Source organism: Pseudomonas sp. GXM4 (assembly GCF_008923895.1).
GTDB lineage: Bacteria > Pseudomonadota > Gammaproteobacteria > Pseudomonadales > Pseudomonadaceae > Aquipseudomonas > Aquipseudomonas atacamensis.
In genome coordinates, this window is the sequence record NZ_WBRZ01000018.1 from 1 (window position 1) to 22,351 (window position 22,351).

Consider the following 22,351-nt stretch of genomic DNA (forward strand, 5'->3'; position numbering starts at 1 on the left):
ATCAGGATCAAGAGATCGCAGCCTCGTTGCACTCGTCAGCTCCTACAAAATCTGCAGGCCAACCTCAAGCTATCCGGTGCAGTTTGAAAAGGTCGCGCAGTGTAACGGCAAAAATCGCGATTGCTAAGTGCCAATCGGCGCCAATTCATGTGTTCTTTGCGACGTTGCTTTGCTGCGCCTTGAGATAGCGCTTCAGCGCGGCCAGAGAGTCCGGGCAATAAGGCTTTTCTCTGATTTCGCGCATGACCTGTTCGATGGGGATGAATCGCGCTTCGAGGACTTCTTCCGGCTGCAATTTCAGCGGCCCGTCCCACACGGCGGAAAACGCCGAACACCACAGGCGGTTGCCGGTGTCTTCGAAGTAGAAGTGATCGTGAGCGGTGAGTTCGACGCCGCTGACGCCCAACTCTTCTTCCAGCTCGCGCGCCGCCGACTCGGCATAACTTTCGTCGGCCTGGACCATGCCGCCTGCGGCAACATCCCAGTAACCGGGATAAATCGCCTTGCTCAACGTGCGCCGGTGCACGCACAGCTCACCGGCGGAATTGAACAGCATGATGTAGGTGCCACGGCCAATCAGCCCGCGCTCGCGCAAATCGGAGCGCACCAGCGCGCCGAGCAAATTGTCCTGCTCGTCGACCCAGGCGATCTGTTCAGCGTCCGAGGCGGCGCGATGGGCCGCCTCTCTTGTAGTCTGGCTCACGTATCAGCCCTGATTGAGCAGTTGACGCAAATCGATCACCGCAGCGTTGGCCCGGGAAATGTAGTTGGCCATGACCAGCGAGTGGTTGGCCAATACGCCGAAACCGCTGCCATTGAGGATCATCGGGCTCCACACCGGCTCCTGCGAAGCCTCCAGCTCACGGATGATCTGGCGCACGCTGACGGTGGCGTTCTTCTTCGCCAGCACATCGGCGAAGTCGACTTCGATGGCGCGCAGCAGATGGGACAGTGCCCAGGCCTGACCGCGTGCTTCGTAGAACACGTTGTCGATCTGCATCCACGGGGTTTCCACGACTTCTTCGTCAACCTGCGGCACTTCGCCGACTGCCGGAACTTCGGTCTTCAGCGCAGTGTTGAGCTTGACCCGACCGACACTGGCCGACAGGCGTTGCGACAACGAACCGAGACGGGTGCCGACATCGCCCAGCCAGTTGTTGAGGTTGTCGGCGCGCGCGTAGAACAGCGCGTTTTTCTGATTCGGATCCGACAAGCGCGACTGATAACGGCTCAGGGAGTTGATGCCTTCCTGGTATTCCGACTCGCTGGACGGCAGCACCCAGCTCTTGTTGTCGAAGTTGAAGCGTGGTTCGGCCTTGGCCAGATCGGCGTCTTCGGCGGACTGAGATTGCGAACGGGCGAAATCCTTGCGCAGGGCGCGGGTCAGGTCACGCACCTGCACCAGCACGCCGTATTCCCAGCTCGGCGTGTTGTCCATCCACAGGCCCGGCGGGAAACGATCATTGGAAATGTAACCGCCCGGCTTGTTGAGCAAGGTGCCGGCAACGGTCTTCAGGGTTTCGACCGTGGTGTAGCCGACCACCATTTGCTTGCCTTCTTTCTCGGCAGCGACCTGGGCGTTCTGCGCCACCGGAAACAGTTCCGGTTCCTGACTCCAGTACCAGCCCAGCGCGATGGTGACCAGCAAGTACAGACCGACCACTGTGGCCAGCGCCCGGCTGAACAGCAGCCCGCCGACATAGCTGCGGGTGGCCGACTTGGGCTCGGCGGCACGTTCAGGCGCGCTGCCCGCGCGGTTTTTCCAGTCCAGCATGGCGATATCCTTTCAATCACTTGGGTTCAACGGTTCGACCACAACCATACAACAACGTGCCAAGGCCTAGCACCCGCTATCGCGGCACTGGCGCAAAACAAGCGAAGGACGTCGCGAACGAAAGGATAGACGCAGATTTCAGACGTTGAAGATGCGCAGCGAAAGCTGCGGCACTTGGTCGTCGGTAAACAGATGTGCAATGCCTTGGGCGTCAGTTCGTCGCTGACTGGGTATTCCATCGATCGTGGCGATGTAGGCCTGCGCGGGCAACGGCTGACCGGTCACGCTGTCGACCAGACGAAAGATTCGTGCGGTGCGGGTGGGCTGCTCGGGCGGGTTGTTCATCAGATCGAGCACGGCCTGGTGGAACACCGCTTCGGCGCCCTGCCAGTAGCCATAGTCGGCCTCGGCTTTGATCAGGCTCCATTCACCCTGTTCGATCTGCGCCAAAACTTCGCTGTCCAGATTGATCATCAAGCCTGCGCGTAGCTGGTCCAGCCCTTCGAGCGGTTGGCGCATGCTCAACAGACTGCTGACGTGCTCCAGCGCCTCTTCCACGCAACAGACATGCTGGCGCTCGTGGTCGGTCAGGCTCAGCTCACGGACCAGCCTCATCGAAGTCCCTCGCCTTGCCACTCGTCCGAACCCATCGTCCGGCTGATTTCGTGGCGCCAGTAGATGCGCCGGTAGCTGAAGTGGACTTTCTCCAGTTGCGTAAGGTGCGACGTGCCGCTGTCGAGACAGTGCGGCATCAATAGTTCGCTGCCGACGACCAACGCATCCTCCAGTTCCACCGTGTAGAAGTGCTCCTGCACGCCGCTGGCCGAAGTGCGATAGAACTCTACGCGGCATTCGCTCAGCAACTCGCCGCTGGACAGCGCCATATTCAGCAAGGGCGAAGCCTTGTCGAGGGTTTTGGTGATGATCAATGGCCTGTGCATCCGCCGCCCGGCGCCCTGATCCTTGGGTATGTACATGCCATGGCTGAGGGCCTGAACCATGATCTTGTCTTCGCGCCCGCTCTGGTAGCCGTTACCGACCGACGCCTCGGTGAAAGCGCCGGCGGTGATCAGGCCCTGGCGGCTGCCGTGGATGGTCATGAAGGCTGGGATGGGCATGGAATGGCTCCTTTTTCGGGTAGGGGTGGGAGGAAGTGATGGGATTCGAGGCGGCGATCTTCGATTTCGTCGAAAGGAATCCACGGTTCGGCAACGTCGAGAGTGATGAGGTAGCGCTCCTGATCAAGATGTCTGGAATCTCTGAAGCGCCCTAAACTCAGCATTGCCTGATATTTGTCGCCGGCCTGCCAGTGGGACACCCCCGAAAGCACTCCCTGTCTGACGTATGCGCGCCATTCGGGGGTGTCCGCGATTGTCGGGTCGCCCTGCGTACCCATCGGTTTCCAGCCTTTTGCACACCACTGCCTCTGCAGATCGGTGACAACCTTCATGGCGTCGTCGATCAGCAAAGGCTCGATTTGCGGGGACATACTGATGTCAACGACCAGATTGTTGACGAACGTCACGGTGAAAAACCGAGCCAGCGGCGTCTCGAACCCGTACTGCGGATCAACGAAGCGCAGGCGCGCATCCGTCTTCGGAATTCCACCGGAAACAGTCTTGCTACCGCGCCCCCACATACTGAACGGAGCAGTCGAATGTGCCTCCATGTACTCGGAGGTTTCGCCGATCCTCAAGGCAATGACTGGATCGTTCCATAGCGGCTGCATCAATTGCCGCAAGGTGGCCAGCGCAACGACGGTACAAATCGCAAACCACACACACCGACGTCGGCCGATTTGAGCAAGGCGCAAGCTCATCAGCCCTCCTCCCTGAGCGCAATCTCGCGAATGGACTGCGCCAACAACGCTTTGTTGCTGTCGTTGAGCAACAGATCAAAACGACTTGCCGCCCGCAGCACAAACTCCATTCGCTGGTCGATATCGGACAAATCCGCCAGCGGGCTGCTATCAAAATCAATGGTGCGGCCATCATCGACACGCTGGCATTGGCTGGTCAGTGTCAGTTCGATGGCCTGAGCGACGCCGGAAGGAAAGTTGGTGACGTAAGAAAAATGATTGCCGCGCAAAAGCGCAACCAAGTGGCTGTTTTCGTAAATGGTCGGCTGGAGGATGTTTCGCTGCTCGTGCCACGCCAAATGCTCCACGCTTTCAGCAACGCTCCCCGCGTCTATAGCTTCAAAGGCCATCTCTATTTCAGGACGTACATATCCAAACTTGAGTGTTGCCTGGCCCACCGGCCAAAGCACAGGCCACTTCGCATGCCCTTGAATCTTCTCCCGGTCGCGAAGACATTTCTTCAACTCCGCCAATCCCCGCACCGCATAGAACTGATGCAACGGATAAACATCCAGAAACAGCGTGGTATTACCCATCGCCATCATTTCGTAGACATGCCGGAACTGTTGCTCGGCCACCGACAGCTCTTCACCTGGCACCCGGGCATCCATGACAGACAGCGGATTACGCGCCTGAGCCTGTTGATATTCACGCAGGTCTTCGGCCTGTCCCGGCATTTTTTCCGGCGTGAGCAATCCGGATTCGCGTCGGCTGTCTCGCAGCCGCTGCCGCGCTTCGTATTCCTCGCGGATGCGTTCGATACTCTGTGCCGCATGCAGCAAGCCACAGCCGACCTGCTTGGAGGCAAACGCCGCCAGGCCCGCCCATTGAAAACGTGAGTCGTGCAACCACAACCGGGCATAAGCCGCGTTGATCGCTCGGTTGCGCGCGACCGGATCGGCAATCAGCACGCCGTTCGGGGCGACAATTGCCTCGGCGGCGCGCTGATAGCGCCGCCAGAGGCATTGGCAGGTCAGCACTGGCACCTCTGTCACCTGCACCCGCTCGCCATACAACAACTCTTCGCCGCAGGCGCAGTCATCGATGGGCCTGATGTTGTGATTGAGGCGCTGAGCATCACTGGCGAGTTCGGTGAAACATTGGCTCATGATGGAAGGGCGGCAGCTAGGGGAATCCCTGAACCGTACCAGCCAACCGGGCCGGTGAAAGCGCGTAGAAGAAAAATCAGAAAGCGCTGTCAGACGCCGTCCATCAAGGCCGGTGAAATGTCGACAGCGCTGGCCGGATTGCTCGCAAAACCCCAGCATGCGGGCACTTGATCAAAATCAGAGGTAAAAACAAAACCACCCGGTCAGAAACTGAATCGTGTCGTCCAGCAGATTATTGACGTACGACACTCGTCTAAGGGAAAAGAGGTGCTAGCATAGAGCCACCAGTCGATCTCAGCATGCACCCTAACTAGTAGTCAGGATATGACCGAGCCAGAAGACCCCAGCCGTGAGCGTCTCAAGCACCACTTTGCCCAGCGGGTAATTCATCAGGCACGTCAGATTCTTGAGATATGGCAGCGCCTGCAACGCAGTGAGTGGTCCACCGTCGATCTTGCCGAACTGAGCGAGGCGAATCTGCGTCTGCTGCGTTTTGCCGAGCGCTTCGAACAGCCGGAACACACTCAGTTGGCGCATCACATCAGCCAGTCGCTGCAAGCGGTGGATGCCAACCGTGGGCGCCTCAGCAGCGGCCTGATCACTGATCTGAATCGCTTGATGCAGCGCCTGTCGCGCACCGGCCTGCGCCATGGTGATCAGCTCGACCAGACGTTCCTGCCGCCGCTGCGCAAGCCGATCTACGTGATGTTGCAGGATCACGACCGCGCCGAACGCCTGGCCAAGCAGCTCGAATTCTTTGGCCTCAGCGCGCAGGCACTGGACAGTGTCGCGGCGTTTCGCTCGTCGATGGTTGAGCGCTTGCCCGCGGCGATTGTCATGGACGTGGATTTCAGTGGCCCCGGCATCGGCCTGAAACTCGCCGCCGAAGCTCAGGTCGGCCTCGAAGAACCGCTGCCGCTGCTGTTCTTCAGCCTGCACGAAACCGACACCCCGACCCGCCTCGCCGCCGTGCGCGCCGGTGGCCAGGAATTCCTCACCGGCACCCTTGAAGCCTCGAGCCTGCTGGAAAAAATCGAAGTGCTGACCTGCGTCGCCCAGTACGAGCCTTATAAAGTGCTGATCATCGACGACTCGCGCGCCCAGGCCCTGCACACCGAGCGCCTGCTCAACAGCGCCGGGATTGTCACCCGCACCCTGATCGAACCGATTCAGGCAATGGCCGAACTGGCGGATTTCCAGCCGGACCTGATCATCCTCGACATGTATATGCCGGCCTGCACCGGCACCGAGCTGGCCAAAGTCATTCGTCACAACGACCGCTACGTCAGCGTGCCGATCATTTACCTGTCGGCCGAGGACGATCTGGACAAGCAGCTCGACGCCATGAGCGAGGGCGGCGATGACTTCCTGACCAAGCCGATCAAACCGCGACACCTGATCACCACTGTGCGCAACCGCGCCGCTCGGGCGCGAAATCTCAAGGCGCGGATGGTCCGCGACAGCCTCACCGGCCTGTACAACCACACGCATATTCTGCAATTGCTCGAAGACTGCTCGTTCCGCGCGCGCCGCGAGAACAAGCCACTGAGCTTTGCCATGCTCGACATCGACCACTTCAAACGGGTCAACGACAGCCATGGCCACCCGATGGGTGACCGGGTGATCAAGAGCCTCGCACTGTTTCTCAAGCAGCGTTTGCGCAAGACCGATTTCATTGGCCGATACGGCGGCGAAGAGTTCGCCATCGTCATGCCCGACACCGATATCGACGCGGCGCACAAAGTCCTCGACGAGATTCGCCAGCGCTTCGCCGAGATTCATTACCCGGCGCAGCCGCAGGATCTGTGGTGCACGTTCAGCGCCGGCGTGGTGGAAATGTGCGATGACTCCGACAGCCTGATGATGGCCAGCCAGGCCGACGAGGCGCTGTACCGCGCCAAGGGTGCAGGACGCAATCGGGTGCAGACCGCGCGGCAGTCAAAGCAAAGTGCCACTTTTTCATCGGAATCCACTGATTCGGTCATAACCTTGTAATGGAACCGCAATAAATTCAGGCGCTTACCATTTCTGCCGTTGGTAGCCGTCATGCGCCTGAAGTTGCTCACCAATCTCAACACTTTGCTGCTGGTCGCCGTCTGCGTGGCCCTTGGCGCCACGCTGTGGTGGTCGCAAAAAGCCCTCGAACGCCCCTATCTTTTGATGGAGCGTTACTTGGGGCTGTCGCAACAATTTCAGAATGAAGTGGCGCGCAACGTCGAGGATTATCTGGCCAGCGGTGACGCGCTGCGCCTGAGCAGCGCCGCCCAGGCTATCGACAGCGTGCACAAGCAACTGGATGAGCTGCCCCCGACGCTGGCCGACGCCGTGCAGCCAAGCCTGTCGAGCCTTGATGAGTTCAGCAAAACCGAACTGCTCGCCGCCGGCAAACTGGCCGGCGATCCGCAGGCGCTGCTGTTGCAGGCCGAACGCGAACTCAGCGCCAGCCTCGACCAGCTCAACACCTACGCCAATGGCAACGCCGCCTACCTCGCGCCACTGCTCGCCGCATCGCAGCATCTGGGCAAACTGTCGCTGGCGCGGGACAAACTGGTCAGCAGCGGGCGCAGTGAACTGGCTGCCGATGTCGAGCGCGAAGTGAGCAACATGCGTGCCCAGGCCGAGGCCATCGACGCCCTGCCCTTGCTCGGCGTGGTCGCCAGCAACGAATCGAGCAGTGACGATTTCGCGGCGTTGATGGGCATCGAAAACACCGACAAAGCCGCCGTCGAAGATGCCGGTGTCGCCCTCAAACGCGAACTGAACAGTTTGCTTGGCCGCTATCCGGCGGAACTGGTGCGCACTCGCGAGCAGATCCAGAAACGCGCCGATCTCAGCGCCGCCACCCACGAAAAAATCACCAGCGTGCAACACGCCATTGCCGGCCTCGAACCGGTGGTACGCGCGCAACACGGACAGATTCAGGGCGAAGTACGCTTGATGCAAGGCGTGATGATCGGCCTGATTCTGCTGATCGCCCTGCTCATCGACACCTTGCAGCGGCGCCTGGCCCGCACCCTGACCAACCTCGCCCCGGCGCTGTCGACCTGGGCCGAAGGCGATTTCAGTCGCGACATCCAACTGGGCAAGACCAACCGCGAACTGCACGACATCGAAGCCTCGCTCAACCGCTTGCGTGCCTATCTGGTGGACCTGGTCGGCACCATTCGCGGCAACGCCGAACAAGTCGCGGGCAGCAGCCGCACCCTTGCGGAACTGAGCAATGACCTGCACAGCGGCGCCGAACATCAGGCCGGCGACACCGCGCTGATTCGCGACTCGCTGGGGGAACTCGAGGCAACGATTCAGCAAGTGGCCGGCGATGCCCGTCAGGCTGCCGACGCCAGTCGTCATGCCGGTCTCGCCGTCGAGCATGGGCAGGCTGTAATCGGCCAGAGCCTCACCGGGCTGCATGCGCTGGTCGGTGAAGTTCAAGGCAATGCGCAGATGATCGAACATCTGGCCGAAGAGTCGGCAACCATCGGCGGCGTGCTGACGGTGATTCGTTCGATTGCGGATCAGACCAATCTGCTCGCCCTGAACGCCGCAATCGAGGCGGCCCGCGCCGGGGAGATGGGCCGTGGTTTCGCCGTGGTCGCCGAGGAAGTGCGCTCGCTGGCACAACGTACCGCTGGGGCCACGGCAGAAATCCAGACGCTGATCGCCGGCCTGCAGGCCGCCGCGCGGCAATCGGTCGAAGGCATGCGCGCGCAGGTCGAACACGCCGAAGCCACGGCCAGTCAGGCGCAAGCGGCCGACGGTGCATTGGACAAAATCGTCGGCGCGATCCAGACCATCGCCGACACCGCCGTGCGCATCGCCGATGTCACCGCGCAGCAAAGTGGCGCGGTCAGCGAGATCCGCGATCACAGCGAGCGCATTCATCAATTGGGTGGGGATAACCTGCTGCGCATCGGTCAAGGGCGCGAACAGGGCGAGAATCTGTTGGTTCTCGGCGGCCAATTGCATACGGCCGTTCAGGCCTTCCGCGTCTGACATACCACCTTCGCCAGCAGGCTCGCTCCCACTTTGGAATGCATACCCCTGTGGGAGCGAGCCTGCTTGCGAAGGCAGCGGCCCTGTCATTACAAGTGACCGGATCCTGATCCTCGGTCACAAATTTCGCGCAAACATCGCCCATCGTGCCGCCTATTGCATGGAACTGGACAGTCACAAAGGCTTTGCGGCATAGTCGCCGGGTTCTGACGACTGCTCATTGATAACAAGGACAACGCAGATGGCGACGCTACTGGTGCTGCACGGCCCCAATCTGAACCTGCTCGGCACCCGGGAACCGGGGACCTACGGGTCGACGACCCTGGCGCAGATCAATCAGGATCTGGAGCGGCGCGCCCGTGAAGCCGGCCATCATCTGCTGCATCTGCAAAGCAACGCCGAGTACGAATTGATCGATCGCATCCACGCTGCGCGCGGTGAAGGCGTGGACTTCATTCTGATCAATCCGGCGGCTTTTACGCACACAAGTGTCGCATTACGTGACGCGCTGCTGGGAGTGAGCATCCCATTCATCGAAGTGCATTTGTCCAACGTGCACAAGCGCGAACCTTTCCGCCATCACTCCTACTTCTCCGATGTAGCGGTAGGAGTGATCTGCGGCCTTGGCGCCAGCGGTTACCGACTGGCCCTGGAGGCCGCACTAGAGCAGCTTGAACACCAAGCTATACGCCCCTGACCGACCCTTGGGAGTTGATGATTCATGGATATCCGTAAAGTTAAGAAACTGATCGAATTGCTGGAAGAGTCCGGCATCGACGAGCTCGAGATCAAGGAAGGCGAAGAGTCCGTACGCATCAGCCGCCACAGCAAGACCCCGGCGCAGCAGTACTACGCGCCAGCCCCGATGCAGGCTCCGGCTGCTGCCCCTGCTGCCGCGCCAGTCGCTGCCGCTGCTCCGGCTGCCGCTGCTGCACCCGCGCTGAACGGCACCGTTGCCCGTTCGCCGATGGTCGGCACCTTCTACCGTAAATCTTCGCCAACCTCGCCAGCCTTCGTTGAAGTCGGCCAGACCGTGAAGAAAGGCGACACCCTGTGCATCGTCGAAGCCATGAAGATGATGAACCACATCGAAGCTGAAACCAGCGGTGTGATCGAATCCATCCTCGTCGAAGACGGCCAGCCGGTTGAGTACGACCAACCGCTGTTCACCATCGTTTGAACCGCGGAGAGCCTTTGATGACTGCGAAGTTGGAAAAAGTTCTGATCGCTAACCGCGGTGAGATCGCCCTGCGGATTCTGCGTGCCTGCAAAGAGATGGGCATCAAGACCGTCGCCGTTTACTCCAAGGCCGACAAAGAGCTGATGCACCTGGGTCTGGCAGACGAATCCGTCTGCATCGGTCCGGCGTCCGCCGCTCAGTCTTACCTGCACATTCCGGCCATCATCGCTGCCGCTGAAGTGACCGGCGCTACCGCCATTCACCCAGGCTACGGTTTCCTCGCGGAAAACGCCGATTTTGCCGAGCAGGTCGAGAACTCCGGCTTTGCCTTCATCGGCCCGAAAGCCGACACCATTCGCCTGATGGGCGACAAGGTATCGGCCAAGCACGCGATGATCGAAGCAGGCGTACCGACCGTTCCTGGTTCTGACGGCCCGCTGCCGGAAGACGAAGAAACGGCGCTGCGCATCGGTCGTGAAGTCGGCTACCCGGTGATCATCAAGGCCGCCGGTGGTGGTGGTGGTCGCGGCATGCGTGTGGTGCACAAGGAAGAAGACCTGATCGCCTCGGCGAAGCTGACCCGCTCCGAAGCAGGCGCGGCGTTCGGCAACCCGATGGTCTATCTGGAAAAATTCCTCACCAACCCGCGCCACGTCGAAGTGCAGGTACTGTCCGACGGCCAGGGCCACGCCATCCACCTGGGCGACCGCGACTGCTCGCTGCAGCGTCGGCACCAGAAGGTTCTCGAAGAAGCGCCAGCACCGGGCATCGACGAGAAGGCGCGCCAGGAAGTATTGGCTCGCTGCGTCAAGGCATGCATCGATATCGGCTACCGTGGCGCCGGTACTTTCGAGTTCCTCTACGAGAACGGCCGTTTCTACTTCATCGAAATGAACACCCGTGTTCAGGTGGAGCACCCGGTTTCGGAGATGGTCACCGGTATCGACATCGTCAAGGAGATGCTCAGCATCGCCGCTGGCAACAAGCTGTCGTTCACTCAGGATGACGTGGTCATCCGCGGTCACTCGCTGGAGTGCCGGATCAACGCTGAAGATCCGAAGACCTTCATGCCGAGCCCGGGCACGGTCAAGCATTTCCACGCTCCAGGCGGCAACGGCGTTCGCGTCGATTCGCACCTGTACAGCGGTTATGCCGTGCCACCGAACTACGACTCGCTGATCGGCAAGCTGATCACTTACGGCGCAACCCGCGACGAAGCCATGGCACGCATGCGCAATGCCCTGGACGAAATCGTGGTTGACGGGATCAAGACCAACATCCCGCTGCACCGTGACCTGGTTCGTGACGAAGGCTTCTGCAAGGGCGGTGTGAACATTCACTACCTCGAGCACAAGCTGGCCAAACAGTCGTAAGGCTGAAGCGGCATGAAAAACCCGATCCCTGCGGATCGGGTTTTTTTATGCCTGCAACAAACCCATCAGAGCATTACCGTGGAGAACGCCTGCTGCTCGACCATTGCGGCAGATGCCCGCAGGCCGGCATCATCGACCACCGCTCCTGCGGCGTTTTCATGTAACGGCCTGCGGGTGAACCGTCTCGTAAAGTGTCGGGCACGTACCGAGAGCCCGTCCTTGGCATAGCTCGATCTGGCGATAAGCGGGTCGTACAGCCTGCCAATCTGACCAGGGGAATGCTTGAACACTCTCGAGACTCCATTGCTCAGATTCAGCACCACGCCATAGCTGTTGCCCAGGCACGACGAGTACGACCAGTAATCCCAGGTCGGCTGCAGGCCCTGTTCGCGCAACACGCGCCTGACCGGACTGCCGATGTCAGCGCCCGCCGACAGCCAGTCGCCACCCACCAGCGTGGCGCGAATGTTCTGCGGTGCGCCCCCCAGACGCTCCAGCACCTGCGTGACACTTCGCTCGATCAACGGGCGAATATTGTGATCAAAATGAATGACCGCCCCCACCCTTGTCGTCGGGTTATACAGCGAGGCGATGACGCAACTCTGCGCATTCAACGAAAACAGGTAGTTATCTGGCGATCCCGGACGAAAATGCGCCACCACCGCTTCGCCCTGCAGCGCGCCGCGGTTCAGCACGGGCTCGACACCTCCAGGAAAAGCATCATTCAAATCGCTCACGCGCCCAAGGTTGCGCACGTTGCCACCCGTGAGCCCGACCCTGGCGTGTGTCCACTTGCCCCCCGGAGCAAGCCGAATCGGTTGCTGATAGATGGCGGTCGGGCGACGGGCATCCACCAGGCTCAGCCCACCAAAATGCGGATTTTCCCTGACCAGGAAATACTTGCCTCTGTTGCGAATGTAATAGGCCGGTTGCGGCTGTGCAGCGCTGGGCGGGCTGCGCCAGGTGCCGAAAAAGACGCCTTCTTCGGTCACCTTTTGCAAACGCTCGGGCGCCTTGCTGACGGCCTGCCTGGCATGGAAGCGTACTTCCCGGATCGCCGGCAGCGCTTCCCTGCGCAGCGGAGCCACGGTGTTCAGACGCTCTGACAACAACGAGACCGGCCGCATGGTGTGCTTCAGACTTCTGGCCGCACCGCCCAGCCACTTGATCGCACTGCCGGCGCCGACCATAGCGAACAACGCGCCCCACGACGCCTCCAGCCAGTGGCCGAGCGCGCCATCGACGTCACCCTCCAGATGCGCAGCGACCGCCTGACCGGCGCTGACGGCGATGAACACGACATCGAGCAGCAAGGCAAACGGAGGGAACACCATGCAAAACGGTGCAGCTGCAAACATCAGCCCCTTGACCACTTGGCGTTCGATCATTTGCGCGCGGCTGGTGGTGATGTCCTGCACATCCGTGACCGCGCGCTCGATGTACGCGTTGAACTCGCTGCGCGCGTCAATCAGGCGCTGCGCTTCGTACAGCGTATCGACGCGTTGTTTTTTTGCCGCAATCGCATACAGGGTGCGCGACACGATGCTGCGCGCGGCAACCGGCGTACGCGCCATCAAGTAGTCATGCAAAGCGCCGGCGATGTCGCCGAACAGTGACTGATACGCACGCACCACAATGCCGTCGGGCGCATCAGGCGTGTACAGCCACCAGGACGGCTCGGGGTTGAACGAGGTCAGGACATAAACCCCGAGCACGACGTGATGGCGCACGGTGAACCTGAACACGCCGTCACTTTCAACCATGCTGGCGCCGGGAAAATGCGTATCCGGCGCTGGCACCTGGCTCAACAGAGAGACCTGACGGACCAGCGCTGAATACACCGCGTCGCTCAATCGCGCCTGACTTCTGGCCACGCGCAAATCACGGTCCATCTTTGACAGCAATACGTTGCGGTAGGCAAAGCGACGCGGTTCGTAGGCAGCATCACGCGGGTCGAGATATTTGCCACGGATCTCGCTGGCGTATTTTTCACCCAGCCACGCCCGGCGCAGATACAGCGCCAGATCGGCGCTGCGCACCTGGCTCAGATCCTGGCCAACCGACGATCGCACGCCTCTTTTCGGATGTTCGATGCCGGAGTTGTCATCGTAGCCGTGAATGGCCAGGTCGAGCAGCGTGGCTACCTGCTGCTTCCTGCGGTCAGCGACGCCAGGGTTGTAATCGATCAACACAGTGGCCGGATCGACCGGTTCCAGCACGTTCTTGCTGCGCATATAGGGCGTGATCGCTGCGGCAACCGTGCGCCTGGCGAAATCGACGAAAACCTCGAAACCGCCCAGCAGCTCGTTGAACACCTGCTGATGAACGATCAGTTCCTGATTGAGGCTGCTGATGCGCCGGCGAGCTTCGAGCCCGAGCGTCGTGTACCAGCGCAGCGAGTTGTCCTGCTCGACCCGCTGCAGGTTGTTTGCCAGGCCCATTTTTGCAGCGGCTTCGACGCATTCGGTGAACGGCAGGGGCGCTCGGCGAAGGTCACTCTGCATGCCCCAGAGAGCGGGGCTGGCCGCAGCGGCCAACAGATAATCCCGTGCAGGGTGATGTGCAGCCGGCGAAAGCTGCTGCAACAGATACTCACGACCGGATTCGCTCTGCGTCCAGCTCCATACTTCGCCGGTCAACGCCGCGATCGAAGGCAACCGGACCCACTCCTGACCGTCCGGCTTGTTGGGCGCGTACAGCACCAGGTTATTCACCGCTTGCTCAGTCTCTGCCTGGTAGAACACCAGAAGATCGGCGCATTGCATGCCGTTGGGCAGTGTCAATGCGGCCACTTGCAACGGTTTCTTTGTGGTTTGCCCAGACCACATCTGCTCCAGACGCTCATGGTCGGAGTCCGACAGATGAGCTGCGCAGCGCGCGACGAATGCGCTCTGCCGAAGCCGTGCGGCAAACCAGTCGACAAGTGCCTTTTGCACCTCTATACGCTCGTACTGTTCGGCGAGAACGCGCAGGTAATCCGCCGGATAATCCTGTTGCGCCAGCATGTCGACAATGAATGTCGGCTTCAGTGACTGGTTGCGCAATGGCGCAGGACTGCTGATCTCCAGTACCGCTGCGAAGTCCTGCCCGATCGGCCCGCATGCCAGCAGGTCACTGAGGCTGCGATTGTGGGTCGGCTCACCGACCGCCGAGCGCCATCTGAGCCGCACGTCGATCCGGTCCGGTTCAACCGTCATGTCGAGCTTGAGCTGAATGTATTCGATGGCCTGCTGGCGGGCAAAGTCGCGCAACGAGCCGTAGCCCAGCAGCAGGTCATCAAGTGCTGCCTGGGCCAGTGAGGTCTGCTCCTGATAATCACGCAACAAGGCGCGATCCGGCTCCTTCAGCGCCTTCATCCATGACGGCAGTTGCGCAAAGGAATGCGCCTCGAGAATCTTTTTTTCTGCACCGGTTGCCAGGGCGGTCAATCGGTACCGACGCGTGCTGCGGGCCTGAACCCGGTCGATTTTGCTGCGTAATTGATCCAGTGTCAGGCCAGCCAGTTGGTCACGGCGCAACAGCAACTCGATGTCCTTGATATAGCGCCGCAGCTTGCGTTTGATCAGGCGATCGAACAACGCCTCTCGCCCTTTTGTCGCCCAATGTTCTCGCAGGTATTTTTTATACTGGTCGAGAAAGTGCAACGAAACGCTATCCACCGTCCGGATCACATGCTCATGACGGCTGGACGGCAAACCGGGATCGGCACCTCCAGGCCAGCGAAATGGCGCGTCCTGGAGCGCCAGGAACATGACTGGCCGGCCGTCGATAAGCTTTTGCAGAATGGCGTCAAGCAGGGCAACCACAAAGCCCGGGGCGAAATGACCGTCCGGGTAATGCCTGCGCAGTTCAGTCAATGCGAAGTGCTCCAGCGCCTCGAGCAACGTCATCTGGCTGTTCAAGCGCTTGTCGATCATCACCTGCCAGCGCGTGATGCGCAGCAGGATCTCCTGCACCGACCCCGTAGACGCAGCGGCCATCGGTGGTTTTTCTTCTACAGTTCCTTGTTGATCCGCCATGTCGTCCAGCCTTTTGTTGCGTAGAGATGAGCGCTCACTCTATTTGCCGACAAAAGTGCTCAGGCCATACATATGTATATCGCGGCCGCGAATGTGTAACAGCCAAGCGGTGTGTCCACTTTGCCGGCGACCTGGCGTAAACTGCGCGCTTTTGCAGCTTCGGGCTGCCCCACAGATTTTCAAAGGTGCCCGCCATGCCTTGGCTGCAAGTCCGTCTCGCCATCACCCCGGAACAAGCCGAAACCTACGAGGACGCATTCCTCGAAGTCGGCGCCGTGTCGGTGACTTTCATGGACGCCGAAGACCAGCCGATCTTCGAACCGGAACTCAACACCACGCCGCTGTGGTCGCACACCCACTTGCTGGCGCTGTTCGAAGGCGGTACCGAACCGGAACCGGTGCTGGCCCACCTGGAGTTGCTGACCGGCAGCCCGTTGCCCGAACATCACAGCGAAGTGATCGAAGATCAGGACTGGGAACGCAGCTGGATGGACGGTTTCGAGCCGATGCGTTTCGGCCAGCGTCTGTGGATCGTGCCGAGCTGGCACGCCGCACCCGAGCCTGACGCAGTCAATCTGCTGCTGGACCCGGGCCTGGCGTTCGGCACCGGCACCCACCCGACCACCGCGCTGTGCCTGGAATGGCTCGACGGCCAGGATCTGAAAGACTGCCACGTGCTCGACTTCGGCTGTGGCTCGGGGATTCTGGCGATTGCCGCCCTGCTGCTCGGTGCCAAGGAAGCCGTGGGCACCGACATCGACGTGCAAGCGCTGGAAGCCTCGCGCGACAACGCCGGGCGCAACAACATTGCCGATGAGCTGTTCCCGCTGTACCTGCCCGAGGATCTGCCGCCGGTTCCGGCCGACGTGCTGGTGGCCAACATTCTCGCCGGCCCGCTGGTGTCGCTGGCACCGCAACTGTCCAGCCTGGTCAAGAGCGGTGGGCGCCTGGCGCTGTCGGGCATCCTCGCCGAGCAGGGCGAAGAAGTAGCGGCAGCTTATGCGCATGACTTCGAGCTCGACCCGATCGCCAATCGCGACGGCTGGGTGCGCATCACCGGGCGTCGGCGCTAAAATGACCGCTTGCCTGAACCGGATCGCCGCATGACCGACAGTTTCGTCACCCAATGCCCGCATTGCCAGACCAGTTTCCGCGTCAACCATGCTCAGTTGAGCGTGGCGCGCGGCGTGGTTCGTTGCGGCTCCTGCCTGCAAGTGTTCAATGCCGCCAAGCAGCTGCTCGAGCAACATTCCGGCAAGGACACGGTGACGCCGCTCGCACCAGCGCTGCCTGAAGCGCCCGCGCCTGTCAGCGATTCTGCGGTCGTCGAACAGATCCCCGCACCGCGCGCCATCAGCCAGAAGCAATGGAGCGCGTCGGAACTGGATCTGGACAGCCTCGATCTGGACGAAGAACTCGCCCGCCTCGAACAGCGTGAAATCCAACCAGCCGCCGAATTCGGCCGTACCCGCGAAGAATCCTTGAGCGCCCGGCGCGACAGCCCGGAACCGGACGAAGGCACATGGCCTGACAGCCTGTTCAGCGAGCCTGCGGATGAGCGCAGCGTAGCGCCGGATGTCGAGCCGGATATCGACGGCATCGAAACCCTCGAACCCGAGCGCACCGAACCCTCGTTATCACTCGAACCGGTGGATCTGGATGACGAGCCGCCGATCCCGCAACTGCGCCTGCACGATCCGATTGACCCGGCCGCCCGCCGCGAACGCTTCTCGGCCAGCGACGACAGCGATGACGACGATCTGCCGTTGATCACTTCGCCGCGCAAAAAACGCGAACGGGCCGAGCCCGGCGTGCGCGCCGAGGTCCTGCAGGATCTGACCGACGACCCGCTGCAACTGGACTGGCAGCAACGCCGTTCGCCTTGGGGCCGGCGCCTGCTGTGGCTGGTGCTGGTGCTGCTGGCCGCCGGCGGTCTTGCCGCTCAGTACATCTCCTATCATTTCGAGGAACTGGCGCGGCAGGATCAATACCGACCATGGTTCCAGCAGATCTGCCCGCAGATCGGCTGCACCGTGCCGTCGAAAGTCGATATCGGCAAAATCAAGAGCAGCAACCTGGTGGTGCGCAGCCATCCCGAGTTCAGCGGGGCGCTGGTGGTCGATGCGATCATTTACAACCGGGCGACGTTTTCCCAGCCGTTCCCCTTGCTCGAACTGCGTTTTGCCGACCTCAACGGTCATCTGATCGCCAGTCGTCGCTTCAAACCCGGCGAGTATCTGAGCGGCGATCTCGAAGGCCTCGCGGAAATGCCGCCGCAGACGCCGATCCACATCGCTCTGGATATTCTCGATCCGGGGCCGAAAGCGGTGAATTACAGCCTGAACTTCCACTCACCGGAATGAACCGCTTCAGCGTTTCCGGATTGACGGCATTTTTCTGACTGATCGCGGCCGACCAAACCGTTGGCGATAACAGAATAACTGTTCAGATTTTGTTCAATTCAGCCTTTAACCAGTCATCGAGAGCGGGTATCATGCCCACCCTTTTTCGAACTCTCATGATCCGGCCCCACTTCAGGGAAGTCCTATGTCGGCGGTACGCATCGGCCCATATACATTGCAGAACGGTTTGATTCTCGCCCCGATGGCGGGCGTCACCGACCAGCCCTTTCGTCAGCTGTGCAAGCGTCTGGGCGCAGGGCTTGTAGTCTCGGAAATGGTCACCAGCGACATGAGCCTGTGGAATACCCGCAAGTCGCGCATGCGCATGATCCACGAAGGCGATCCCGAGCCGCGCTCGGTGCAGATTGCCGGTGGCGACGCGCAGATGCTGGCCGATGCGGCACGGGCCAACGTCGAACTGGGCGCACAGATTATCGATATCAACATGGGTTGCCCGGCCAAGAAGGTCTGCAACAAGGCCGCCGGCTCCGCGTTGCTGAAAGACGAAGCACTGGTGACCGAGATCCTGCAGGCCGTAGTGGCCGCGGTTGATGTGCCGGTCACCCTGAAGATCCGCACGGGCTGGGATCGCGAGAACAAGAACGGTCTGAACGTGGCGAAGATCGCCGAACAGGCCGGGATCACAGCGCTGGCCGTACATGGCCGTACGCGCGCCGATCTGTACACAGGGGAAGCCGAGTACGACACGATTGCCGCGATCAAGCGGGCGGTGTCGATCCCGGTGTTTGCCAATGGCGATATCGATTCGCCGGAAAAGGCCCGATACGTGCTTGATGCGACCGGTGCCGATGGCCTGCTGATAGGCCGTGCCGCTCAAGGGCGGCCATGGATTTTTCGCGAGATCGATCACTTCCTGCGCACCGGCGAGAAATTGCCCGCGCCGGAACTGAGCGAAGTGGAACGCATCCTGCTGGAGCATCTGGCTGCCCTTCACGCCTTCTATGGCGACGTGATGGGCGTGCGCATTGCCCGCAAGCATGTGGGCTGGTATCTCGCAACCTTGCCGGGCGCCAGGGAGTTTCGCGCCCGTTTCAATCGTTTGGATGGTACGGAAACACAATGCGCCGACGTTCGGGAGTTCTTCGCCGAGCGTTACAAGAGCCTGACAGGGGACGAAGAAGGGGTGGCCGCATGACGATGATGACCGAGACTTTAGTGAGTGGAACAACACCCGTGAGCGACAACGTGAATTTGAAACAGCACCTCAACACGCCGAGCGAAGAAGGTCAGACCCTTCGCGGGAGTGTCGAGAAGGCGCTGCACAATTATTTCGCCCACCTTGAGGGCGCGTCCGTCACGGATGTGTACAACCTGGTGCTGTCCGAAGTCGAGGCGCCCCTGCTCGAAAGCGTGATGAACTACGTCAAGGGCAACCAGACCAAGGCCAGTGAGCTGCTGGGACTGAACCGCGGCACGCTGCGCAAGAAACTCAAGCAGTACGATCTGCTGTAAGCATTCAATCAAACCAGAAAGGCGCCCGCGTAAAAAACGGTCGCCTTTTTTGCTGACTTCCTTTGCTTTTGATGGAAATTGAGATGACCGACCAGACTACCCGCCTGCCGATCCGCCGCGCCTTGATCAGCGTTTCCGACAAGACCGGGATCCTCGAATTCGCCAAGGAGCTCGAAGCTCTGGGCGTCGAGATCCTCTCCACCGGCGGAACGTTCAAGCTGCTGCGTGACAACGGCGTTGCCGCAGTGGAAGTCGCGGATTACACCGGTTTCGCCGAGATGATGGACGGTCGGGTGAAAACCCTGCACCCGAAAATCCACGGCGGTATCCTCGGTCGTCGCGGTACTGACGATGCGATCATGAACGAGCACGGCATCAAGCCGATCGATCTGGTAGCGGTCAACCTGTACCCGTTCGAAGCGACCATCAACAAGCCAGGCTGCGACCTGCCGACCGCCATCGAGAACATCGATATCGGCGGGCCGACCATGGTCCGTTCGGCAGCGAAAAACCATAAAGACGTGGCCATCGTGGTGAATGCCAGCGATTACGCCAACGTCCTGGAAAACCTCAAGGCCGGCGGCCTGACCTACGCTCAGCGTTTCGACCTGATGCTCAAGGCCTTCGAACACACCGCCGCCTATGACGGCATGATCGCCAACTACATGGGCACCGTGAACCAGGCCGCTGAAACCTTGAGCACTGAAGGTCGCAGCGAATTCCCGCGCACCTTCAACAGCCAGTTCATCAAGGCTCAGGAAATGCGCTACGGCGAAAACCCGCACCAGAGCGCGGCGTTCTACGTGGAAGCCAAGCCTGCCGAAGTCGGCATCGCCACCGCGACCCAACTGCAAGGCAAAGAACTGTCGTACAACAACGTCGCCGACACCGACGCTGCGCTGGAGTGCGTGAAGAGCTTCGTCAAGCCAGCCTGCGTGATCGTCAAGCACGCCAACCCGTGCGGCGTGGCGGTCAGCCCGGACGCCGAAGGCGGCATCCGCCAGGCTTACGAACTGGCCTACGCCACCGACACCGAATCGGCGTTCGGCGGCATCATCGCCTTCAACCGTGAACTGGATGCCGAGACCGCCAAAGCGATCGTCGAGCGTCAGTTCGTTGAAGTGATCATCGCCCCATCGGTCAGCGAAGAAGCTCGTGCCATTGTTGCCGCCAAAGCCAACGTACGCCTGCTGGCCTGCGGCGAGTGGTCGGCTGAGCGCGCCGCTGCCTGGGATTACAAGCGCGTCAACGGTGGCCTGCTGGTGCAGAGCCGCGATATCGGCATGATCAGCGCCGATGACCTGAAAGTGGTGACCAAGCGCGCGCCGACCGAACAGGAAATCCACGACCTGATCTTCGCCTGGAAAGTCGCCAAATACGTCAAATCCAATGCCATTGTCTACGCCAAGAATCGCCAGACCATCGGTGTCGGCGCCGGCCAGATGAGCCGCGTCAACTCAGCGCGTATCGCTGCGATCAAGGCTGAGCACGCCGGTTTGCAGGTGGCCGGTTCGGTCATGGCGTCCGATGCATTCTTCCCGTTCCGCGACGGTCTGGACAATGCGGCCAAGGTCGGCATCACTGCGGTGATCCAGCCGGGCGGCTCGATGCGTGACAACGAAGTGATTGCTGCTGCTGATGAAGCCGGCATCGCAATGGTATTCACCGGCATGCGCCACTTCCGTCATTGAAGCAGCCGCAAGTTTCAAGCTGCAAGCTGCAAGAAAGAGCAGACAGGTGTCGCTCCTTCTTGCAGCTTGCAGCCTTATTAATTCAAAGCCGTAAGCTGTAATTGAGCGCCACGCAGTCGCTCTTACTTGCAGCTTGTAGCTTGCAGCTTTCTCCGAAGGAGTCTCTCTTTGAATGTTTTGATCATTGGCAGCGGTGGCCGTGAACACGCTCTGGCCTGGAAAGTGGCTCAGGATCCGCGTGTGCAGAAGGTTTTCGTTGCACCGGGCAACGCTGGCACTGCCACTGAAGCCAAGTGCGAGAACGTCGCCATCGACGTGCTGGCGCTGGAGCAACTGGCTGACTTCGCCGAGAAAAACGTTTCCCTGACCATCGTCGGCCCGGAAGTGCCGCTGGTGGCTGGCGTGGTCGATCTGTTCCGCTCCCGTGGCCTGGACTGCTTCGGTCCGACCGCCGGTGCTGCGCAACTGGAAGGCTCGAAAGCCTTCACCAAGGATTTCCTCGCGCGCCATAAGATCCCGACCGCCGATTACCAGAACTTCACCGAGATCGAGCCGGCCCTGGCTTATCTGCGTGAGAAAGGCGCGCCGATCGTGATCAAGGCCGATGGCCTCGCTGCCGGCAAAGGCGTAATCGTCGCCATGACCCTGGCCGAAGCCGAAGACGCCGTGCGTGACATGCTCGCCGGCAACTCGTTTGGCGATGCCGGTTCGCGTGTGGTGATCGAAGAGTTCCTCGACGGCGAAGAAGCTTCGTTTATCGTCATGGTCGACGGCAAGAACGTGCTGCCGATGGCCACCAGCCAGGACCACAAACGCGTCGGCGACGGCGACAGCGGCCCGAACACCGGTGGCATGGGTGCCTACTCCCCTGCCCCGGTGGTCACCGCCGACGTGCATCAGCGCGTGATGGACCAGGTGATCTGGCCGACCGTGCGCGGCATGGCCGACGAAGGCAACGTCTACACTGGTTTCCTCTATGCCGGTCTGATGATCGACAAGGCCGGCAATCCGAAGGTTATCGAGTTCAACTGCCGCTTCGGCGATCCGGAAACCCAACCGGTGATGCTGCGTCTGCAATCGAGCCTGGTGCTGCTGGTCGAAGCCGCATTGGCGCAAGCGCTGGACAAGATCGAAGCACAGTGGGATCCGCGTCCGAGCGTTGGCATCGTGCTGGCTGCAGGCGGCTACCCGGGCGACTACGCCAAAGGCGCAGCGATCAACGGTCTGGACGCGGCGGCAGGTCTGGAAGGCAAAGTCTTCCACGCCGGCACCGCGTTGAAGGACGGTCAGGTCGTTACTGCCGGTGGTCGTGTACTGTGTGCCACTGCCATGGGCGCCACCGTCGGTGAAGCTCAGCAGCAGGCCTACAAACTTGCCGCTGCCATCGACTGGGAAGGCTGCTTCTACCGCAAGGACATCGGCTACCGCGCCATTGCCCGTGAACGCGGCGAAACCCAGGAGTAAGCGATCCATCAGGCC

The 22,351-nt window shown here is 60.8% G+C and carries 18 protein-coding genes; 11 read left to right on the forward strand and 7 right to left on the reverse strand.

Going from position 1 to position 22,351, the window contains the following annotated elements:
• Positions 1–145: 145 nt before the first annotated feature.
• The 6 genes from F8N49_RS04900 to F8N49_RS04925 form a co-directional block, all read right to left on the reverse strand.
• On the reverse strand, positions 146–703 hold the full coding sequence (locus tag F8N49_RS04900) for an NUDIX hydrolase (protein WP_151550926.1): 558 nt from the start codon (positions 701–703) through the stop codon (positions 146–148).
• 3 nt (positions 704–706) lie between these two features.
• Positions 707–1,774 (reverse strand): DUF2333 family protein, encoded by a 1,068-nt coding sequence (locus tag F8N49_RS04905; RefSeq protein ID WP_016771859.1) that lies wholly within the window; start codon positions 1,772–1,774, stop codon positions 707–709.
• A 138-nt stretch (positions 1,775–1,912) separates the two neighbouring features.
• Positions 1,913–2,389 carry a hypothetical protein gene (locus F8N49_RS04910; protein WP_071174288.1) on the reverse strand — a complete coding sequence of 159 codons (477 nt, stop codon included), beginning with the start codon at positions 2,387–2,389 and terminating at the stop codon, positions 1,913–1,915.
• A complete protein-coding gene (locus tag F8N49_RS04915; protein WP_056787703.1) occupies positions 2,386–2,892 on the reverse strand; it encodes an Hcp family type VI secretion system effector in 507 nt (168 codons plus the stop codon). Before F8N49_RS04915 ends, F8N49_RS04910 begins: the two co-directional genes overlap by 4 nt.
• Positions 2,871–3,593 (reverse strand): hypothetical protein, encoded by a 723-nt coding sequence (locus F8N49_RS04920; protein ID WP_241149657.1) that lies wholly within the window; start codon positions 3,591–3,593, stop codon positions 2,871–2,873. Before F8N49_RS04920 ends, F8N49_RS04915 begins: the two co-directional genes overlap by 22 nt.
• Positions 3,593–4,741, reverse strand: coding sequence for a DUF2515 family protein (locus F8N49_RS04925; protein WP_151550938.1), 1,149 nt, complete (start codon positions 4,739–4,741; stop codon positions 3,593–3,595). Before F8N49_RS04925 ends, F8N49_RS04920 begins: the two co-directional genes overlap by 1 nt.
• Before the next feature lie 324 nt (positions 4,742–5,065).
• On the opposite strand from F8N49_RS04925, the gene gcbA reads away from it, so the two are divergent.
• The 5 genes from gcbA (at position 5,066) to accC (ending at position 11,287) form a co-directional block, all read left to right on the forward strand.
• Entirely contained in the window at positions 5,066–6,736 is a 1,671-nt protein-coding gene (gene gcbA / locus F8N49_RS04930) for a diguanylate cyclase GcbA (protein ID WP_016771860.1), read from the forward strand.
• A 1,449-nt stretch (positions 6,737–8,185) separates the two neighbouring features.
• Positions 8,186–8,734 (forward strand): methyl-accepting chemotaxis protein, encoded by a 549-nt coding sequence (locus F8N49_RS28515; RefSeq protein WP_372241004.1) that lies wholly within the window; start codon positions 8,186–8,188, stop codon positions 8,732–8,734.
• Positions 8,735–8,975: 241 nt separating this feature from the next.
• Positions 8,976–9,431: a type II 3-dehydroquinate dehydratase gene (gene aroQ / locus F8N49_RS04940; RefSeq protein ID WP_016771861.1), complete on the forward strand. Its 456-nt coding sequence runs from the start codon at positions 8,976–8,978 to the stop codon at positions 9,429–9,431.
• Positions 9,432–9,455: 24 nt separating this feature from the next.
• Positions 9,456–9,914: an acetyl-CoA carboxylase biotin carboxyl carrier protein gene (gene accB, locus F8N49_RS04945; protein ID WP_016771862.1), complete on the forward strand. Its 459-nt coding sequence runs from the start codon at positions 9,456–9,458 to the stop codon at positions 9,912–9,914.
• Between the two features lie 17 nt (positions 9,915–9,931).
• Positions 9,932–11,287: an acetyl-CoA carboxylase biotin carboxylase subunit gene (gene accC, locus F8N49_RS04950; protein WP_024011424.1), complete on the forward strand. Its 1,356-nt coding sequence runs from the start codon at positions 9,932–9,934 to the stop codon at positions 11,285–11,287.
• Positions 11,288–11,352: 65 nt separating this feature from the next.
• Here accC and F8N49_RS04955 read toward each other — a convergent pair whose 3' ends face one another.
• Positions 11,353–15,306 carry a type III effector 1 gene (locus F8N49_RS04955; RefSeq protein ID WP_151550927.1) on the reverse strand — a complete coding sequence of 1,318 codons (3,954 nt, stop codon included), beginning with the start codon at positions 15,304–15,306 and terminating at the stop codon, positions 11,353–11,355.
• 194 nt (positions 15,307–15,500) lie between these two features.
• Between F8N49_RS04955 and prmA the strand changes: the two genes are divergently transcribed.
• The 6 genes from prmA to purD all read left to right on the forward strand — a co-directional run bounded on the left by prmA (position 15,501) and on the right by purD (position 22,336).
• A complete protein-coding gene (prmA, locus tag F8N49_RS04960) occupies positions 15,501–16,379 on the forward strand; it encodes a 50S ribosomal protein L11 methyltransferase (protein ID WP_071174283.1) in 879 nt (292 codons plus the stop codon).
• Between the two features lie 30 nt (positions 16,380–16,409).
• Positions 16,410–17,669, forward strand: a complete 1,260-nt coding sequence (locus F8N49_RS04965) for a DUF3426 domain-containing protein (protein WP_151550928.1) — start codon at positions 16,410–16,412, stop codon at positions 17,667–17,669.
• 184 nt (positions 17,670–17,853) lie between these two features.
• Entirely contained in the window at positions 17,854–18,864 is a 1,011-nt protein-coding gene (gene dusB / locus F8N49_RS04970; RefSeq protein ID WP_151550929.1) for a tRNA dihydrouridine synthase DusB, read from the forward strand.
• Positions 18,861–19,181 carry a DNA-binding transcriptional regulator Fis gene (gene fis, locus F8N49_RS04975; RefSeq protein WP_002555375.1) on the forward strand — a complete coding sequence of 107 codons (321 nt, stop codon included), beginning with the start codon at positions 18,861–18,863 and terminating at the stop codon, positions 19,179–19,181. Before dusB ends, fis begins: the two co-directional genes overlap by 4 nt.
• Before the next feature lie 83 nt (positions 19,182–19,264).
• Positions 19,265–20,872, forward strand: coding sequence for a bifunctional phosphoribosylaminoimidazolecarboxamide formyltransferase/IMP cyclohydrolase (gene purH, locus F8N49_RS04980; protein ID WP_071174281.1), 1,608 nt, complete (start codon positions 19,265–19,267; stop codon positions 20,870–20,872).
• Positions 20,873–21,040: 168 nt separating this feature from the next.
• Entirely contained in the window at positions 21,041–22,336 is a 1,296-nt protein-coding gene (gene purD, locus F8N49_RS04985) for a phosphoribosylamine--glycine ligase (protein WP_151550930.1), read from the forward strand.
• Positions 22,337–22,351: the final 15 nt, after the last annotated feature.

Excerpts from the sequence above, each read along its gene's own strand:
- F8N49_RS04905 (WP_016771859.1), bottom strand. The coding sequence starts at position 1,774 with ATGCTGGACTGGAAAAACCGCGCGGGCAGCGCGCCTGAACGTGCCGCC.
- F8N49_RS04910 (WP_071174288.1), bottom strand. The coding sequence starts at position 2,389 with ATGAGGCTGGTCCGTGAGCTGAGCCTGACCGACCACGAGCGCCAGCAT.
- F8N49_RS04915 (WP_056787703.1), bottom strand. The coding sequence starts at position 2,892 with ATGCCCATCCCAGCCTTCATGACCATCCACGGCAGCCGCCAGGGCCTG.
- F8N49_RS04920 (WP_241149657.1), bottom strand. The coding sequence starts at position 3,593 with ATGAGCTTGCGCCTTGCTCAAATCGGCCGACGTCGGTGTGTGTGGTTT.
- F8N49_RS04925 (WP_151550938.1), bottom strand. The coding sequence starts at position 4,741 with ATGAGCCAATGTTTCACCGAACTCGCCAGTGATGCTCAGCGCCTCAAT.
- gcbA (WP_016771860.1), top strand. The coding sequence starts at position 5,066 with ATGACCGAGCCAGAAGACCCCAGCCGTGAGCGTCTCAAGCACCACTTT.
- F8N49_RS28515 (WP_372241004.1), top strand. The coding sequence starts at position 8,186 with ATGATCGAACATCTGGCCGAAGAGTCGGCAACCATCGGCGGCGTGCTG.
- aroQ (WP_016771861.1), top strand. The coding sequence starts at position 8,976 with ATGGCGACGCTACTGGTGCTGCACGGCCCCAATCTGAACCTGCTCGGC.
- accB (WP_016771862.1), top strand. The coding sequence starts at position 9,456 with ATGGATATCCGTAAAGTTAAGAAACTGATCGAATTGCTGGAAGAGTCC.
- accC (WP_024011424.1), top strand. The coding sequence starts at position 9,932 with ATGACTGCGAAGTTGGAAAAAGTTCTGATCGCTAACCGCGGTGAGATC.
- F8N49_RS04955 (WP_151550927.1), bottom strand. The coding sequence starts at position 15,306 with ATGGCGGATCAACAAGGAACTGTAGAAGAAAAACCACCGATGGCCGCT.
- prmA (WP_071174283.1), top strand. The coding sequence starts at position 15,501 with ATGCCTTGGCTGCAAGTCCGTCTCGCCATCACCCCGGAACAAGCCGAA.
- F8N49_RS04965 (WP_151550928.1), top strand. The coding sequence starts at position 16,410 with ATGACCGACAGTTTCGTCACCCAATGCCCGCATTGCCAGACCAGTTTC.
- dusB (WP_151550929.1), top strand. The coding sequence starts at position 17,854 with ATGTCGGCGGTACGCATCGGCCCATATACATTGCAGAACGGTTTGATT.
- fis (WP_002555375.1), top strand. The coding sequence starts at position 18,861 with ATGACGATGATGACCGAGACTTTAGTGAGTGGAACAACACCCGTGAGC.
- purH (WP_071174281.1), top strand. The coding sequence starts at position 19,265 with ATGACCGACCAGACTACCCGCCTGCCGATCCGCCGCGCCTTGATCAGC.